At 42.7% G+C, this 16,204-nt stretch carries 15 protein-coding genes; 11 read left to right on the top strand and 4 right to left on the bottom strand.

Translation table 11 applies throughout. From position 1 onward, the window contains the following. The first annotated feature begins 51 nt into the window (after positions 1-51). The 3 genes from JSQ97_RS05850 to JSQ97_RS05860 all read left to right on the top strand — a co-directional run bounded on the left by JSQ97_RS05850 (position 52) and on the right by JSQ97_RS05860 (position 2,730). Complete coding sequence (locus JSQ97_RS05850; protein ID WP_205075197.1) at positions 52-990, top strand: hypothetical protein; 939 nt, start codon at positions 52-54, stop codon at positions 988-990. 18 nt (positions 991-1,008) lie between these two features. Continuing rightward, complete coding sequence (locus JSQ97_RS05855) at positions 1,009-1,212, top strand: hypothetical protein (RefSeq protein ID WP_205075198.1); 204 nt, start codon at positions 1,009-1,011, stop codon at positions 1,210-1,212. 780 nt (positions 1,213-1,992) lie between these two features. Next, the gene (locus JSQ97_RS05860; RefSeq protein ID WP_205075199.1) at positions 1,993-2,730 is read left to right on the top strand and encodes a hypothetical protein; all 738 of its coding nucleotides are present in this window, start codon (positions 1,993-1,995) and stop codon (positions 2,728-2,730) included. Positions 2,731-3,002: 272 nt separating this feature from the next. Here the strand turns inward: JSQ97_RS05860 and JSQ97_RS05865 are convergent, their stop codons facing one another. Genes JSQ97_RS05865 through argC form a run of 3 tightly spaced genes read right to left on the bottom strand, consistent with a single transcriptional unit; the run spans position 3,003 to position 5,685 of the window. After that, complete coding sequence (locus JSQ97_RS05865; protein WP_205075200.1) at positions 3,003-3,854, bottom strand: patatin-like phospholipase family protein; 852 nt, start codon at positions 3,852-3,854, stop codon at positions 3,003-3,005. A 50-nt stretch (positions 3,855-3,904) separates the two neighbouring features. Beyond that, entirely contained in the window at positions 3,905-4,744 is an 840-nt protein-coding gene (locus JSQ97_RS05870) for an arginyltransferase (RefSeq protein WP_205075201.1), read from the bottom strand. Between the two features lie 2 nt (positions 4,745-4,746). After that, entirely contained in the window at positions 4,747-5,685 is a 939-nt protein-coding gene (gene argC, locus JSQ97_RS05875) for an N-acetyl-gamma-glutamyl-phosphate reductase (protein WP_205075202.1), read from the bottom strand. A 177-nt stretch (positions 5,686-5,862) separates the two neighbouring features. Between argC and JSQ97_RS05880 the strand changes: the two genes are divergently transcribed. From JSQ97_RS05880 to JSQ97_RS05915, 8 genes are all read left to right on the top strand, one after another. Then, positions 5,863-7,068, top strand: coding sequence for an ADP-dependent glucokinase/phosphofructokinase (locus JSQ97_RS05880; protein WP_205075203.1), 1,206 nt, complete (start codon positions 5,863-5,865; stop codon positions 7,066-7,068). Positions 7,069-7,365: 297 nt separating this feature from the next. Then, entirely contained in the window at positions 7,366-8,385 is a 1,020-nt protein-coding gene (iolC, locus tag JSQ97_RS05885) for a 5-dehydro-2-deoxygluconokinase (protein WP_205075204.1), read from the top strand. 56 nt (positions 8,386-8,441) lie between these two features. Continuing rightward, positions 8,442-9,911 (top strand): L-fucose/L-arabinose isomerase family protein, encoded by a 1,470-nt coding sequence (locus JSQ97_RS05890; protein ID WP_205075205.1) that lies wholly within the window; start codon positions 8,442-8,444, stop codon positions 9,909-9,911. A 71-nt stretch (positions 9,912-9,982) separates the two neighbouring features. Beyond that, the gene (locus JSQ97_RS05895; protein WP_205075206.1) at positions 9,983-11,245 is read left to right on the top strand and encodes an ABC transporter substrate-binding protein; all 1,263 of its coding nucleotides are present in this window, start codon (positions 9,983-9,985) and stop codon (positions 11,243-11,245) included. A gap of 81 nt (positions 11,246-11,326) precedes the next feature. Further along, positions 11,327-12,223: a carbohydrate ABC transporter permease gene (locus JSQ97_RS05900; protein WP_205075207.1), complete on the top strand. Its 897-nt coding sequence runs from the start codon at positions 11,327-11,329 to the stop codon at positions 12,221-12,223. Between the two features lie 4 nt (positions 12,224-12,227). Next, positions 12,228-13,100 carry a carbohydrate ABC transporter permease gene (locus JSQ97_RS05905; protein WP_205075208.1) on the top strand — a complete coding sequence of 291 codons (873 nt, stop codon included), beginning with the start codon at positions 12,228-12,230 and terminating at the stop codon, positions 13,098-13,100. Between the two features lie 71 nt (positions 13,101-13,171). After that, positions 13,172-14,023: a ketose-bisphosphate aldolase gene (locus JSQ97_RS05910; RefSeq protein ID WP_239446995.1), complete on the top strand. Its 852-nt coding sequence runs from the start codon at positions 13,172-13,174 to the stop codon at positions 14,021-14,023. 24 nt (positions 14,024-14,047) lie between these two features. Then, complete coding sequence (locus JSQ97_RS05915; protein ID WP_205075210.1) at positions 14,048-15,202, top strand: carbohydrate kinase family protein; 1,155 nt, start codon at positions 14,048-14,050, stop codon at positions 15,200-15,202. A gap of 105 nt (positions 15,203-15,307) precedes the next feature. Here the strand turns inward: JSQ97_RS05915 and JSQ97_RS05920 are convergent, their stop codons facing one another. After that, a complete protein-coding gene (locus JSQ97_RS05920; RefSeq protein ID WP_205075211.1) occupies positions 15,308-15,997 on the bottom strand; it encodes a DNA alkylation repair protein in 690 nt (229 codons plus the stop codon). Positions 15,998-16,204: the final 207 nt, after the last annotated feature.

Consider the following 16,204-nt stretch of genomic DNA (forward strand, 5'->3'; position numbering starts at 1 on the left):
GCTTTACTGAAATTAGAATTTTATTGATTTGAAAAAGTAGGAAATAATAATATGAAAAAAAGATTTTTTATATTATCGACGGCTTTTATTTTATGTATCGCATCGATATATGCCGAAGACTCTCCGATGTGTCGTTGGACATTTACTCGAGGTCCGGTAACGCTTAACGGGGAAACATTCCTATACAACGAATATCCCCGTTCGTGGAGAGAGCAGGAAGGTTATGCGCTTGTCGCGGGAATCAAAACACATTATTGGCTTTACGATACATATACGTACCATAACGGAAATGATTCGGATATCATGGACGATATTCTTCCTGCATGGGTCGAAAATATGGGCTATGTGATCGATTATGACAATCATGAACATATGTCATCTGCAAACGACGTTCCTTCGTCCGTAAAAGCACTGATGACGCAAAGAAGGTGTGATGTTGCCGTTACGTTGGCAACGAACAGTACTCCGCATAAATTGATTATAACGAGTTTTTCGAAAAATAAAAATTCGTATTTTTTAGATATTTATCCGTTATATAAAGACAATATATTTTATGATCCTGTTATCGAGGATGCGATAAACGAATGTTTATTACGCTTAGATAAATCGATACCGAATGGTTATATGAGAGGGAGCGGAAATATCTATATACGGGATACAGAATTGGGAACATATCTTCTGACCCCATTCGAAAGCGGTACGTGCAGAAGAGCCGGTATTGGACATTTTTTTGAAAACATAGATGACGCAAATGCATGGTTGCAACCGTTTATTGATTATTTTGATATTAAGGGTTGGAAGAAATGGAAGACTAATGTAAAAAATCGACAAGGGTATGACAATCCTAGCGGGAGTCGCGCAGGGCCTTATGCGGAGATTCGGTTTCCAAAACAACATAGCGGAGGGTGGTGGGGAGTATATGTTTATTTTGCTGTAGATTTTTTAAGTTTTGATCCAGAACTAGACAATATGCAGGTAATACTACCATAAAACCAGGAGGTATTAAGTATGAACAAATTTTGTTATGATGTTAAAAACAAGGGCATTAAAATAACGGATGATTCGACCGTTGTTATTTGGGAAAACGCGGAACCGGAAGTCGCTTTAGAAGTCGGAAAAATGTATTATCAAAAAGAGTCACAAGAATCGATCGATAAGTATTTACTTGAACATAACTGTAAAAGATTTTGGGGAAACGCACCGAAAGACTGAAATATCGGTACGGCGAAAAAGTATCCATCGGCATTTTCGACAGTCGGTGGGGTTGATGCATATGCTTTGCGCAAAAAGCATTGTCTGCTCTGAATTAATTGAATACATATAAACGGATTTTCAAAATTACGGCTAGGGTACCGATTGAATTCGAAAAATTCGGTACGGTTTTCATAAAGACAAAAGAAGAATTACAACCGGCAGTAAATGAAAACGGAAAGGGGTAATTGGCCGTCGGGCTATTGAAAAAAATATACAAAAATCGATACTTTATTGGATATTGGAACTTCAAGAAATTATTGGGACTGGGTAACGGTGCGGTGGAGTAAAGACACTTAATAAATTATGAAAAGAAATCGTATATTGCCCGTTTTATTAATCGTTTTTTCTGTTGTTCTTTACGCCGACGAATTCACCGACATTTTGCAGGACTTGGCCGTTCAAACGGCATGTATCGGAAAGTATTCGGCAACGCAAGCTGGCGGCGGTTGGCGCGATGATCCGCACGATTACTATACGCCTGAGATGATGGCGGAGCGTTTTAAGGCTATGTCCGGGAGCATGACACGAACTGCAACTTTTTACGGTGTGTGCTTTGATTACGCACAAGCTGCGTATGAAGATATTCAAAAATATCGGAGTTCTTATAATAAAGCCGGAATGTATGAGAGCTGTTTTTGGATTGCGGGAGTCGATGCAAATTCAAATGTTATAACTTTAACTCGTCCTACGAATTATGATAATGCGGATATCAGGGTAAATGGCGTTTATGTAAGGAAAATGAGCACCGAATATGTAAAAACACATGAGATAACCGGAACGCGGGCAACAAATCACGCTTGGCTTTGGATACAACGAAATGACGGTGTTGTGTTTTGGATCGATCCGACATGGACCGATAATAACGGATATGTCGTATGGGGCTGTGTAATAAACGGAGAAGAAATTCAGCTTCGTCCCGATGAAAGATTTTGCGTACAGTATCCGGAATATCTAAAAGATCTGCCTTTTCCGCCCGCGGTCGGGCAAAAGTTGAAACCGAGTTCCGCTAACGGTTCGCATATCGCATCTTCGCTCTCGTCTTCGAATTCCGATACGGAGAACTGTTATGGCGATATCATCAGCTGCGGCATTATAATTCCGTTTTCGAATATGTTTCAAAATGCTGATATAGGTTTTTCCTTCAGTTATGAAAACGGTACTTCATATCGCTTTCCGTTAATCTTACAGATCGATTGTTACGGGCATAGGGGAAAAGGATTTTTATTATTCGATTTAGGAGCAGGTCTGCAACTTGGACAGATTTTTGCACTGTACGGCGGCGGCGGAATAGGCTGCTCAAAGGATATCATCACTCTGTTCGATTCCAAAAGCAGTGATTTTTACAAAGTAGACTTTGCATGGAAAGTCAATGCCGGTATTCGTACGACATTCGGAAGCAGTTCTCTACGATACGATGTGTCTTATATAAACGGAGCGGGATTTCTTTTGGGCTTATTTATCGGATATATGTTTTAAATAACACAAACACCGGACCTTAAAATAAAAACAGCGCAGTATGTGTACTTGACGGCGCTTTAGGACGAAGCGGATCGGAAGATCCCGCCTTCCGCACTTCGGTAACCCTCATCCGCGCCCCGGCGCGGACGCTGCGCGGTGCTCCACGCGGGCGTAAGTCTTTCGTAAGCGCGTGCGATATTGCGAGTCGGAGCAGGCATTGTAGTTTTTACCTTGTCGGTGCTTTTTATGCTTTTCGTAAATGCGTGCGCCGTTACAGCTTATGCGCTCCGTTATCGCTTTTCGAAAAATTCCCGGATCTCATCGAGCCGATCGAGCGCGTCTTTTCGTCCGATGTCGTACAGCGCTTTGATTTTTGCACCGTCTTTTTCCGTACGCCCGACCCCCGCGGTGTGCTTCGGACGGATGAGCAAAACCGAGCCCGCTTCCGCCCTTCGTTCGATATCCGCAACTTCATCGTTGTATACGATATGGCGCATTTCCATCGCACGGATGAGCGCGGGATATTTCCGCATTGCAATGCGCAGCGCGGGGAGCAGCGGATTTTTTTCTTTACGGTATCCTTCAGGCTGCGTCAAAATGACGATGTTTCGCGTATAGCCGAGCTGCTCGAAAGCGCGGAGCGGGATCGAATCGGCGATGCCTCCGTCGAGCATTTTACGGTCGTCCGCGCATACGATGTTCGAAGCGAGCGGCATGGACGCCGACGCCTGCAGCCATTTCATTTCATCGCCGCGGAGCGTTTTGCACCGATGGTAAACGGGCTCACCCGTTTCGACGTCGGTACACGTTACGTAAAACTCGACCGGAGAAGATTCGAGCGCGTCGTTGTCGTAAGGATCGAGTTTTTCCGGCAGTTCGCGCCAGCAAAAATCCGCGTTGAATAAATCGCCCGTCCTAAGCCATGAGCGGAAACTCATATAGCGTTTGTCGCCGCAGTATTTCATCGTATAGCGGACGGATCGTCCGATTTGGTGCGACGCATAGCTTGCTCCGTGAACGGCTCCCGCCGACACGCCGAGCACTCCGTCGGCTTCGATGCCGTTTTCGCAGAACACGTCGAGTATGCCCGCCGCATAGATGCCGCGGTGTCCTCCGCCTTCGATTACGATCCCCGTTTTCATCTTTTCCATCCTTTTCGTCGACGTATGCTTTCAGAATCTCGCTATCCGGATTATTTAATAAGTTTCCACTCGCCGTCAATCAGCAATTCGTGCGGCTTGAAATTCGATTTATACACCATCGACTTGCAGTCTTTAAGCCAATAGCCGAGATAGTACCGTTGCAGATGAAATGTTCGGCACAATTCTATTTCCCTCAATATGCTGTAGGTACCGATGCTTCTCTTTTTCGTTTCGTCCGACGTGTCATAGTAAAAATAATTCGACGACAGGCTTGCGTTTCCCGTGTCGATGATGCCGACGCCGACGAGCTTTCCGCTGTACCTGTAATCCATATTTATCGTGCCGGAATAAAACGATTCGTACTTGCCGTCCTCCGCCGTGCGGCAGATGCCGTTCATATCGATGAGCGTTTTTTTCGCTTCGTCGAAACTTTTTTCAGAGGCGGGATTGTGCCGCTTGTCATAGGTGCGGAAAAGCGTAACTTTTTCGTCGGTCACGAATTCATCCGCTTTCGTCGTGAGCGTTACGGCAAGATCGCGGTTCTTTTCAAGTACGCGCCGCTGCGACTTCGACGGCTCGAACGCGTCCGGAAAAATTCTGATCGGAATACACGCTTTGCAATCGGGACAGTCGGCGCGATATACGTAGTTTCCCGCCCGGCGGAAACCTTCGTCGAGTATGATGTCGAATAAAATTTGCTGATAGAGTGCGGGGTCGCTTTCGGTGCGCACAGGCTCTTCACCGTGCATCAACATATCCGACGCTTCGTCCACTGACGGAATGCGGTAAATCGTTTCGTGCGACGTGCGGCCTTCAAAGTAACCGCAGCTGCCTGCGTACAGATTGTTAAAAGCGTCGTTTTGCTCGTCGGATCGGATATCGCCGGTCATCCTTACAGTCCCGTACCTTCGTCGATCCCCATCATGATATTCATACACTGCACCGCAGCTCCCGACGCTCCCTTGCCGAGATTGTCGAAGCGTGCGGAGATTACGATGCGCTCGTCGTTTCCGTACACGAATATCTGCATATCGTTCGTTCCCGAAAGCGTATTTGCCGCGATAAATCCGCCGTCGATCGTATCCTGCAGTTCCATAACCTTGATAAATTTTGAACCCGCATAGCACGACGCAAACATTTCCCGCACGTCAGGGACGGAAACTTTTTTTGCAAGCAGCCGAGCGTGCAGAGGCACGGTAACCGTCATACCCGAAAAATAATCGCATATATACGGAGTAAAGGCGGGCGGAAAATCCAAACCGCTTATCTTTTGCATTTCCGGCAAATGCTTGTGGTGCTGTGTCAGCGCGTAGAGGCGCGGGGAGGCGAATCCTTCGGGGCGGTTTTCCGCTTCGTACTCGGCGATCGCTTTTTTGCCCGCGCCGCTGTAGCCTGAAACCGCGTGGCACACGACGGGATAATCGCGCCCCATGATGTGCGAAGAGATGAGCGGAAAACAGATCGCGTTAAAGCCGCTCGCATAGCAGCCGGGAACTGCGACCCGTTTCGATTTTTCGATGCGGTGCCTGAAATCGCTTGAAAGTTCGGGGAAACCGTAATCCCAGCCTTCGGCGGTGCGGTGCGCGGTGGACGCGTCGATGATGCGCACGGCGGGATTCGTGCACAATTCTGTGGCTTCGACGGCTGCCGCGTCGGGGAGACATAAAAACGTAAAATCGGAATTATTAATTAATTTTTTTCGTTCGTCCGCGTCTTTTCTTTTGTCGTCGTCTATGCGCAGCATTTCGATGTCGCTGCGCTTTGCAAAGCGCTCGTATATCTTTAAGCCCGTCGTGCCTTCCTGCCCGTCGATAAAAATTCTGTATGCCATAGATACTACTATAGTGCACCGAAAAGAAGAGTGCAATCACGATGTGCGTAAGAGCGAACCGTAACCGGCATAAAACAGCGATATGAGAGTTCCGTACAAATAAAAGATACTGTAAGATGAAATCTGTCGATTCAGACTTGACAATTTTTTCGGAATAATACTATTTATACAAATGGTATGACAAAAGAAATCGCCGCTGTCGGATGTACGGTAGACTATGAATTGGTATGGGACTCCTCTGTCATAGAGAATCTGATAAAAGAATATGCCGTTTATGATGCTGATTTAAAACAGCCGGATGAGCTTGATACCGAAAGAAAACTTATTATAAGTATTCTCAGCTTTATGAAAGAAGAGGTAGGCAGTAACAGATCGATTATTGAAAATGTGCTTTTTGAGTTTGTATCTCGTATGCAAAAGAAAACTACACTCGGAGGTACCGGTACACGAGCTGCATACGCACTCGAAAAATTCGATATAAGCTGCATTCTCCATGGAAATACACAAAATAAATATACTCGTGCGCTTCTTCCTAAAACATGTGAATATATGTGTTCTTCCGGTAAAGATACTTTATATCCTCATGTAATAATACAATATACATCTCAATCTGTCATTCATGCAAATGATATTGATATACGTCCGTCTCGTGCAAATCGTTTAATTTATTCAAACGATAAAGCGAGCGAGCGTCCTTCTTTTAATCCTGACTTTTTTGAAAAACGTATCATAGGAGTCAATGTACTTCATGTTAATTGTTTTGAATCCGTCGTAGATCAAGAGATACTTCATCTCGGATGGAAATATCTGTGTACTCAATTTAAAAATGCACAAAAGCGCGGTACTATTGTCTATCAGGAGATGGGTTGTCATCATTCGGCCCAAACCCGACAGTATGTGCTTGAAAATATGTATAGTGCTGTTGATATTTGCAGTATGAATGAAGATGAGCTTGGTTGTTTTGTCGAAAAGAAGATTGATTTGCTTGACGCGGCGGATGTCCATAATGCATTGGAGAGGATGCATTCACTCTATCCCGTTCCGTTAATAATTATCCACTCGAAGTATTGGGCGCTTTGTTATGGGAAAAATGCGCACAAGGTTTCGGAATGTCTTAAAACCGGCATCACAATGGCAACAGCTCGCTTCCGGTTTGGAGATAACTTTACGGTGGAACAGTATAACGATACATACGATGCGGCAGAAGAAAAATGCGGAAAGAAGTTTGTTAAAGATATGACAAAAATCGATACAAACGTATGTTGTAAAAGCTCTGTTGTTGTTTTTGAAAAAAATGTTACTACCGTCGGACTCGGTGATACATTTCTCGGCGGAGTATTTTTGACACTGCACCGCATGGACCGTGATACCCTTTTAAAATAAAGATGCGTTTCTTTATATGTGAGATATCGATTGATGATTACTTTATTGAATCATTCGACAGTATCTTTTAGAAAAGAAAGCTTACATCGTTATTATTTTTTTATATAAGCAAAATCAAAACCGCAAGGGAATCTAATTTAAATTCCGGAGAATCATTTTAAATGCCCGTAAATTTTTCTTGCAAAAGCCTGATTGTAGGTGTAAAATTATTATGGGAGGTTTCTAAAAAATTCGGTTTTTAGGAGGTTCCCGTAAATATGTACGGTATTTGTTATCGGCTTATTCAAGAGGAGATGTATGCACTATTTCGAATATGACAGCACTAGAAATCTTGATTTGATAGCATTGGGGCGTGTGTGTATCGATTTTAATCCTCTCGACTATTATAAACCGTGGGAAGAATGCGAAACTTTTAAAAAATACGTAGGCGGTTCTCCTGCCAATACGGTAGTAGGGCTTGCACGCCTTGGGAAAAAGTGCGGCTTTATAGGTTGTATTTCAAAAGATAAGATGGGGGAATTCTGTAAAAAATTTTTTCAAACCGAAGGAATAGATACATCACATATTATGTATGCGAAACACGGTGAGTCGCTCGGGCTTGCATTTACGGAAATTCCCGATAAAGAGCATTCGAGCTTGATTATGTATAGAGATAATGTTGCGGATCTGCAGCTTGAACCGGAGAACGTTACCGAAGATTATATTCGGCGTGCAAAAATTTTATTAATCAGCGGTACTGCCCTCGCGGCAAGCCCTTCACGGGATGCGGCGCTCAAAGCGGTTCAGCTTGCGAAAAAAAATAAAACCGACGTGATTTTTGATATTGATTACAGGGACTATACATGGCTCTCAAAAGAAGATGTAGCGATTTACGGTTCGATAGTTGCAAATGAAGCCTGTGTGATTATGGGTTCACGAGAAGAATTTGATTTACTCGGCGGGGATTGGCATTCTTTTAAAGACGATCAAAATATATCCGATTTTTGGTTTGCAAAAAATTGTAAAATTACAATTATCAAGCATGGAAAGGAAGGTTCTGCCGCATTTACCGATGATGGAGAAGTTTATAAGGTCAAACCTTTTCCTGTAGAAAAGATAAAGTCATTCGGCGGCGGTGACGGTTATTCAAGTGCTTTTATTAACGGGCTTTTGGAAAAATGGCCGCTTGAAAAATGCTTGAATTACGGTTCTGCGTCAGCTTCTATGCTTGTTGCGAGTCTTGGCTGCTCTTCCGATATGCCGGATTATAAAAAGCTTACGGAATTTATTAAGGAAAAAGAAGCGCAGTTCGGTGCGACGGTTACACGTATAAAATAAGTATTTCGGTTTGTGTATAAACGTAATTGGGTAAAAAACAATCAGGAGATTAGAAAATGATAAGCAATATTCCTGAAGTAAAGGTCGGTATTATTGCGGTAAGCCGCCGTAATTTTCCGATTACATTGAGCGAAAGAAGACGTCATGCGGTTGCGGAATTGACTCCCTATTTATATGAATCACTTATAACAGTCGGAAAAGAGGAAGATGTTCCCAAGGCATTGGACGATGTGAGATCTCACGGATGTAATGCGCTCGTCGTTTTTCTTGGCAATTTTGGACCGGAAACTCCGGAAACCCTGCTTGCCGCCCGATTCGACGGGCCTGTTATGTTTGCAGCGGCTGCGGAAGGGGATGGAGACCTTATACAGGGACGGGGAGATGCGTTTTGCGGGCTTTTGAACTGTTCCTATAATATCGGACTCAGGAATATTAAAAATGCTTATATTCCCGAAATTCCAGTCGGCGACAGTCGGGCTGTCAGCAAAATGATAGATGAATTTATTCCTATTGCTCGAGCCGTTATCGGTTTAAAGCATTTGAAAATTATCTCATTCGGGCCCCGTCCGCGTGATTTTTTTGCATGTAATGCACCGATCAAAGGCCTTTATGACATAGGTGTTGAAATCGAAGAAAACAGTGAACTTGATTTATATGTAAGTTATCAAAACCATGCGGATGATAAGCGTATTGCCGATTTGACAAAAGAAATGGAAAAGGAGATAGATGCGGATAAAAATCCTTATCGCGAGATATTGCCCCGTCTTGCACAATATGAACTTACGCTTCGTGATTGGGCCGAAGAACATAAGGGCATAAAAAAATATGTGACGTATGCGAATAAATGTTGGCCTGCATTTTGTCATGTTTTCGAATTTGAGCCGTGCTATGTAAACAGCAGGCTTTCCGAGTCGGGGATACCTGTCGGTTGTGAATGCGATATCTATGGCGCACTGAGCGAATACATCGGATTATGTACCAGCGGGAAACCGGTTACATTGCTTGATATAAATAATACCGTTCCTCCCGATAAAGCGGATAAAATAGCTCTAAAAGAACAATGTAAGCCTACTGATCTCTTTATGGGATTTCATTGCGGTAATACGCCGTGTTCGCTTTTACGCAATCCTCATCTCAGTTATCATATTATACAAAAGCGTGAATTTGAACCTAATACCGAACCCCGTATTACACGAGGGACTATGGCAGGAGATATTAAAGCTTCGGATGTTACAATTTATCGGCTTCAGGCTGATGCTTATGGAAAATTACATGCCTATGTTGCTGAAGGAGCCGTCGTTGATTTTCCTACGGATAGTTACGGCAGCATAGGCATATTTCGTATTCCGGAAATGGAACGTTTTTATAGATACGTTTTGCTTGCACGCCAATTTCCACATCATACGGCAGTCGCTTTTTCGCATACGGGTGATGCATTATATGAATTATTTAAATATTATCGTATTCCAACGGAGTTCAATCATCCGTCTTTTGAGCGTTATGACGATGAAAATCCTTTTAGATGATTTAACTTGACAGATTGAAATTTGGCGGTTACGATTGATATGTAATTTAATTTTTCACAAGGAGTTTGCGTATGAAAAAATTGGCTATTGTATGCATTGGTCTACTATTTGCGACTTCATTGTGCTTCGCGGTTGGAGGTGCCGATCAATCGGGTAATGACAGTAAACAAGTTACAATCGAGTTTATGCAATGGTGGGAACCGGAAAATCCCGGTTTGTTTGATTCGATAATCGAGCGTTTTCAAAAAGCAAATCCTGACATTAAGATTAATTTGATTTCCAAGCCGTTCAGCGATATTCAGCAACAGGTAACGATTGCAGCGGCTTCCGGTACGTTGAGCGATGTCGTCGCTATGGATCCGCGTTGGGCTTATGATGTCGCAAAGCAACAAGCGGTAGTTCCGATGGATGATTATTTTAAGAACGACAGTAAACTTAACGGAAAATACGATATGACCCGTGTAAACGGAAAGGGTTATGTTATTGTTTTTCAAAATTTTATCTATCCGTTATTCTATAACAAGACATATTTAGCAGATGCGGGTATCGCTAATCCGCCAAGTACTTGGAGTGAGCTTGTGACAGTAGCCAAGAGAGTTACGAATTCGAATAAGGATCGATATGCTCTTGCATGGGGACTAAATGTACAATCTCCCAATAATATTCAAAACGATTTGTTGTCCTACATATGGGCGATGGACGGTTCCGTATACCCGAAATTTGATACTCCCGCAAATCAGGAGGCATTTGAATTCCTTATAGGTCTTTATAAGGCCGGTTATATTCAACCGGGTGCCCTTGTTGCAGCAGAGCAAGATAAGGTAGAGCTTTTTGCATCGGGACGCGTTGCTATGTGTGTCACTTCATTGGCACATATCAATATGATAAATCAACGTGCGCCGAATTTGAATTATGACCTTGCTATGATGCCCGTAAAAGACGGATATAACGGTAAACGTAACTTTAAAAATGCTGTGTGGGGTCTCGGCATTTCAACAAAGAGTAAGCATAAAGAACAGGCGTGGAAATTCATACAATTTCTTCTTCAACCCGATATAGCAACTGAAGTTGCCGATGTGGCGCATGCTTTCCCCGGACATAAAGATTCTACGGTAAATTGGGTTAATTCAAACGATCTTTTCAAAAAGGCATTCAATATGTATCAGCAATGCGGTACAAAGAATGAGTCGGGCGGCGCACCGAGAGCTTCCCGTCTTTGCGGTATCATTGACGAACAGTTACAGGCTCATCTTTCCGGCAAGCAAACGATACGGCAATTTATGCAGAACGCACAGAAGCAGATAGATGAGATTTATGCTGAAGCGGCGAAATAAATAATTTCGTAAAGCAGCAGAAAAACCTTGTAATTACCGGAGCCGAGTACCCTCTGCTCCGGTTCTATTGTGATGTGAAAAATGATAAAGAAAGAACCCAATTACAAATTTCAACGTACAAGTCAACCGTATCGGTTTATGACACCTGCTCTTTTTGTTTTGATAATTCTAATGGTATATCCTATCTTTAAAGTTTTTTATTACAGTTTTTTTGATAATGTTATTACAAATCCCGATCCGCATTTTGTCGGCTTAAAAAATTATAAAAAAATTATTTTTGATCCGATTTTCAGATCATCACTTTTTCATACATTGTATTTTACGGTGTTTAGCGTAATCTTTCATATGTTTATTGGGCTGGGATTTGCCATGCTCTTAAATGCACATATAAATTCGGTAATACGATCGTTATGCAGAATTATGTTTGTACTGCCGTGGTTGTTTACCGCAACCGTCATATCGCTTATCTGGAAATTGATATTGGAACCCGGTGGAATTTTTAATTATATGCTTAAAACGCTCGAACTTATCCCGAAAGGTATAGAGTGGTTCGGGAGCGAAAAGACCGCACTCGGTTCTTTAACATTTGCAAATATTTGGGCCGGATACCCTTTTTATATGATCAGTATTCTTGCAAGTCTTCAAGCCGTTCCGGAGGCGGAATACGAAGCTGCTTTGCTTGACGGTGTTAATGGATGGCAAAAATTTTGGTATGTTACATTTCCTCATCTTATACCTGTTCTTTTAAGTTTGAGTCTGCTCGATTTCATTTGGACTATGCAAGTGTTTCCCCTTGTCTGGACAACGACAGGGGGCGGTCCCGGCCATGCGACGGAAATGCTGTCTACGTATACATATAAGCTGACTTTCCATCAATATGAATTTGCACTTGCTTCGACTTCAGCTATTATCATATTTCTCATTTCATTGATACTATCCATTTATTATTCGAAGCGGCAAACGGCAATAGCGGAGTAAGAAAATGTTGGAAAGACAAAATAATAAACCACGTAATTCATCTTTACGAATGCAGTGCTTTGTTCGGAGAATCGGAGTTTATTTTGGTCTTTTTTTAGGATTTTTATTTGCCGGATTTCCCGTTTTTTGGATGATTACCATGTCTATTCGTCCGAACGGCGAGGTTTTTGATCTTCCCCCTCATTTTTTGCCGAAGGTGTTTACTTTTGACGCATATATAAAAATTTTTTCTACATTACAAAAACTTCGTTATTTTTTTAACAGTTACTTTGTTGCTTTTGCCGTAACGGCGCTTGCACTTATTATCGGCTGTCTTGCGGGCTATGCTTTTTCACGTTTTGAGTATAAAGGTAAAAAAATTTTTAATAGCTTTATCATCGGTACCCAAACTATTCCTGCAATTACCCTTATGATTCCTTACTTCAGTATGATGGTAAGTTTTCATGTGTATGACAGTTATTTTGCCCTCATTGCAACGCATCTTGCAAAATGTTTGCCGTTTTCAATTATTATGATGACCGGCTATTTTAATACATTACCCAAAGAGCTTGATGAAGGCGTGCTTATTGACGGCGGTTCGCGATGGCTGGCTTTGTGGAGAATACTTGTGCCTATTTCCATCCCCGGCATGGTCGCAACGGGCTTGTATACTTTTCTTCAATCTTGGAATGAATACTTGTATGCGCTGACACTTACAAAACGTACGGAAATGGCCACCGTACCCATTGGTATTTCTTTGCTTATGGGCGAATACAGTTATGAGTGGTCTGAAATGATGGCAATGAGTATTCTTGGCAGCTTGCCGATTATGCTTTTGTTTCTTTTTTTCCAAAAATACTTTTTGGCAGGAATGACCGCCGGTTCCGTAAAGATGTGAAAATATTTACCGGTTTATTTGCATGGTAATTATAAATCAATTTATATGGGAGCTGTAATATGTTAATGAATATGAAAGAATTATTGGAGCCTGCACGCAAGTATCGTTTTGCCGTGCCGGCGTTTAACATGAGCACAAGCGAATTTTTTAATGGTGTTATGGATGAGTGCGAAAGCAAAAACGCGCCTGTTATTATTGAAATTCACCCGAATGAATTGAATTTCAGCACCGATAGTTTTATTAAAATGGTTATAGACAGAGCCTTGCGAAGCGCAATTCCTGTGGCTGTTCATCTTGATCACGGAGCATCCGTTGAACAGGTGATTTGTGCAATTCAGGCGGGTTTTACAAGTGTGATGATTGACGGTTCTCTCAGGAGTTTTGAAGATAATATTGCAATTACAAAAGAAGTTGTAAAAATTGCACATGCCGTAAATGTGAGTGTTGAAGCCGAGCTGGGTACAATCGGTGCAACGATTGCAGGGGGCGTCGCGTCAACGGAAGGCATCGTTTATACAAAACCGGAAGACGTAAAAAAATTTGTTGAGGCTACGGATGTGGATACTCTTGCCGTTGCCATCGGTACTGCACACGGTCTTTATCCGAAAGGGAAAAGACCTCATCTTCATATTGATATCTTAAAGGAAATCCGTAAGGTGACCGATATTCCGCTTGTTTTGCATGGCGGATCTGATAACCCCGATGATGAGATTGCAGAGGCTGTTAAAGAAGGTATCCAGAAAATCAATATTTCTAGTGATATAAAAACCGCGTTTTTTATGAAAGCGCGAGATGTCTTAAAGGATGAATCATTGCGCGAACCGAAAGCGGTGTATACTCCCTGTTTGGAGGCGATGAGGACCGTTGTTGCACAGAAGATTGATTTATTTGATGATGCTGATAAAGTAAAATATTATCGATAACGTATAAAATGGTGTACAGAAAAAATGAAAAAATATGCCGTAGTCGGAGGATCCGTTGTTCTTGACATAGAGCCGTTTATTGAAAACGAGGATTTTGAAATTACGCAGGGAAAGTTGATATATGTTCCCGATATTCAAATGCATGTCGGAGGTACTATAGGAAATACGGGGCTTGCCCTTAATAGGCTCGGCATTCCTGTGTTTAGTATGGGAATGACAGGTAACGATAACAGAGCTTCCATTATTAAAATCATTTTGGAAGAGGAAGGTGTCGATTATTTTTTTGCCGCTGATCAAAACGAAAGAACTTCCACGTCGATTGTATTTGCTGTTCCCGGTAAAGATAGATGTATTATAAATAGCGGCGGCAGCAATAAATCTTTTTCATCGGATATAATTGATGTCGCAAAATTTCCGGAAGACAGCGCTGTTTTTCATTTTGCCTATCCGACAGCAATGAAAAACTTGTATTCAAACGGCGGCAAGGGAATGTATGATATTCTGAAGCGGGTAAGAGATAAGGGTATTGCATGTTCTTTGGATGTATGTCCCCCCCGCGAAACCGATCTTAATTGGGCACGGATATTGTCGTGCTGGCTTCCTCTTACGGATTTTTTTGAACCGAGTATTGAAGAGATGCTCATTATGCTCGACAGTGATTACTACAAAAAAATTAATAATGAAAGAAAAGGTAATAATATTATTGATTTAATTACCGTTGAGAAAGTTCAGGAAATTGCGAATATGCTGGTCGCGCTCGGCGGGAAAATTATTCTTCTTAAAGTCGGTAAAAAAGGTTTGTATCTTAAAACTGCAGGCGAAGATGCGATAAAGCAAATTCCTCGTGCGATAGATAATCCGCAAAAGTGGGCAAACAGAGAAGTATGGTTTCCCCCCTGTGCCGTTCCTGTTGTATCTACTAAAGGTGCCGGAGATACGGCGATTGCCGGTTTTTTAGCAGGTGTTCTTGACGGATTGAATCCCGAACAAGCCCTTGCGATCGCTACCCTTACCGCGGGTTGCTGTATCCGGACGCTTGATTCAATAAGCGGTATACCCTCTCTTGAAAATTTAAAAGCAGAAATGCTGTCGGGTTTTGCTCAGGAATCGGTTTCTCTTTCAAAGGATTGGAAGTGGAATAAGCAATATGCTCTCGGGCCTTGTGATATTACAAGATAAATGCTGCCGAACAATTTTGCGACGGAAACTATAGTGCACCGAAAAAAAGAGTGCAATCACGATGTGCGTAAGAGCGGACCGTAACCTGCGCTTATCGAAATATTTTTAAGGTTTCCGCTTCAGGCTGCGCAAATATTTTTTGCGGTCGTCGGGAACGCGGTAACTTTCGCTCGCTTTTTGAATCGTTTTGTTATGCGTCCATACATCGAGCTTTTTCTTTTCGATAAAGGGAAGAGCGGCATCGTATTGTTTTGCGAGCGCCGTCGCAAAATACCACGCGACCATCATATTGATATAGTATTCGTCCGAACGTATCTTTGAAACGAGGGCTGCGGACGAAAGCGTAAAGCGTTCGTCGAGAAAAAAGCGCATGAGTATGCCGATGCCGAATCTCACCGTATAAGTTTTCCCCGACGCGATCCATTCCTGCGCTTTTTTGTACAGCGCGGGAATATTTTTTTCGAGCGCTTTCGGACTCATCGAATCGCAGGTCGCCCAGTTGTCGACGTAGGACAAAAACTCGTCGAGCGCTGCGACGGTGTCGTCGAAATCGGCAATCGTTTCGATGATGAACGCGTGTACGTTGTTTTCTTCATAATAAACGTGCGGAAGATTTTTAATAAATTTTTTTGCATCGGGGGTTTTTGCGAATTCTTTTGCAAAAGAGCGGAGAGCGGGAGTCCGTATGCCGATGATCGTTTCGCCCGGAAGCGTCGGCAAAAGCTTTTGCTGAAACCGCCGATAAACCGTATCCTGCATCGAAAATAATTTTTTTTGGAGCGCCGTTTTCGTCATAAAACGAGTGTAGCCGAAACGCGGGCGGGACGCAAGGGAACGCATTACATCAACAGGGATTACGCATGAAAAATGTATGCACAGAAAAGAGACATAATATGAAATAAAAAAGGCGGAACGCGAGGCAGCGGCAATGCCGCCGAGCCGTTCAGACCGATGGCAAGCGAACTTTTTGGCAAAAAAGTTCGCGCAGTCCGATTCCAATTA

Source organism: Treponema sp. Marseille-Q4523 (genome assembly GCF_016901105.1).
Lineage (GTDB): Bacteria > Spirochaetota > Spirochaetia > Treponematales > Treponemataceae > Treponema_D.

Bases quoted from the DNA above. Each gene is read 5' to 3' on its own strand.
- JSQ97_RS05850 (WP_205075197.1), top strand. From the start codon at position 52: ATGAAAAAAAGATTTTTTATATTATCGACGGCTTTTATTTTATGTATC.
- JSQ97_RS05855 (WP_205075198.1), top strand. From the start codon at position 1,009: ATGAACAAATTTTGTTATGATGTTAAAAACAAGGGCATTAAAATAACG.
- JSQ97_RS05860 (WP_205075199.1), top strand. From the start codon at position 1,993: ATGAGCACCGAATATGTAAAAACACATGAGATAACCGGAACGCGGGCA.
- JSQ97_RS05865 (WP_205075200.1), bottom strand. From the start codon at position 3,854: ATGAAAACGGGGATCGTAATCGAAGGCGGAGGACACCGCGGCATCTAT.
- JSQ97_RS05870 (WP_205075201.1), bottom strand. From the start codon at position 4,744: ATGACCGGCGATATCCGATCCGACGAGCAAAACGACGCTTTTAACAAT.
- argC (WP_205075202.1), bottom strand. From the start codon at position 5,685: ATGGCATACAGAATTTTTATCGACGGGCAGGAAGGCACGACGGGCTTA.
- JSQ97_RS05880 (WP_205075203.1), top strand. From the start codon at position 5,863: ATGACAAAAGAAATCGCCGCTGTCGGATGTACGGTAGACTATGAATTG.
- iolC (WP_205075204.1), top strand. From the start codon at position 7,366: ATGCACTATTTCGAATATGACAGCACTAGAAATCTTGATTTGATAGCA.
- JSQ97_RS05890 (WP_205075205.1), top strand. From the start codon at position 8,442: ATGATAAGCAATATTCCTGAAGTAAAGGTCGGTATTATTGCGGTAAGC.
- JSQ97_RS05895 (WP_205075206.1), top strand. From the start codon at position 9,983: ATGAAAAAATTGGCTATTGTATGCATTGGTCTACTATTTGCGACTTCA.
- JSQ97_RS05900 (WP_205075207.1), top strand. From the start codon at position 11,327: ATGATAAAGAAAGAACCCAATTACAAATTTCAACGTACAAGTCAACCG.
- JSQ97_RS05905 (WP_205075208.1), top strand. From the start codon at position 12,228: ATGTTGGAAAGACAAAATAATAAACCACGTAATTCATCTTTACGAATG.
- JSQ97_RS05910 (WP_239446995.1), top strand. From the start codon at position 13,172: ATGAAAGAATTATTGGAGCCTGCACGCAAGTATCGTTTTGCCGTGCCG.
- JSQ97_RS05915 (WP_205075210.1), top strand. From the start codon at position 14,048: ATGAAAAAATATGCCGTAGTCGGAGGATCCGTTGTTCTTGACATAGAG.
- JSQ97_RS05920 (WP_205075211.1), bottom strand. From the start codon at position 15,997: ATGACGAAAACGGCGCTCCAAAAAAAATTATTTTCGATGCAGGATACG.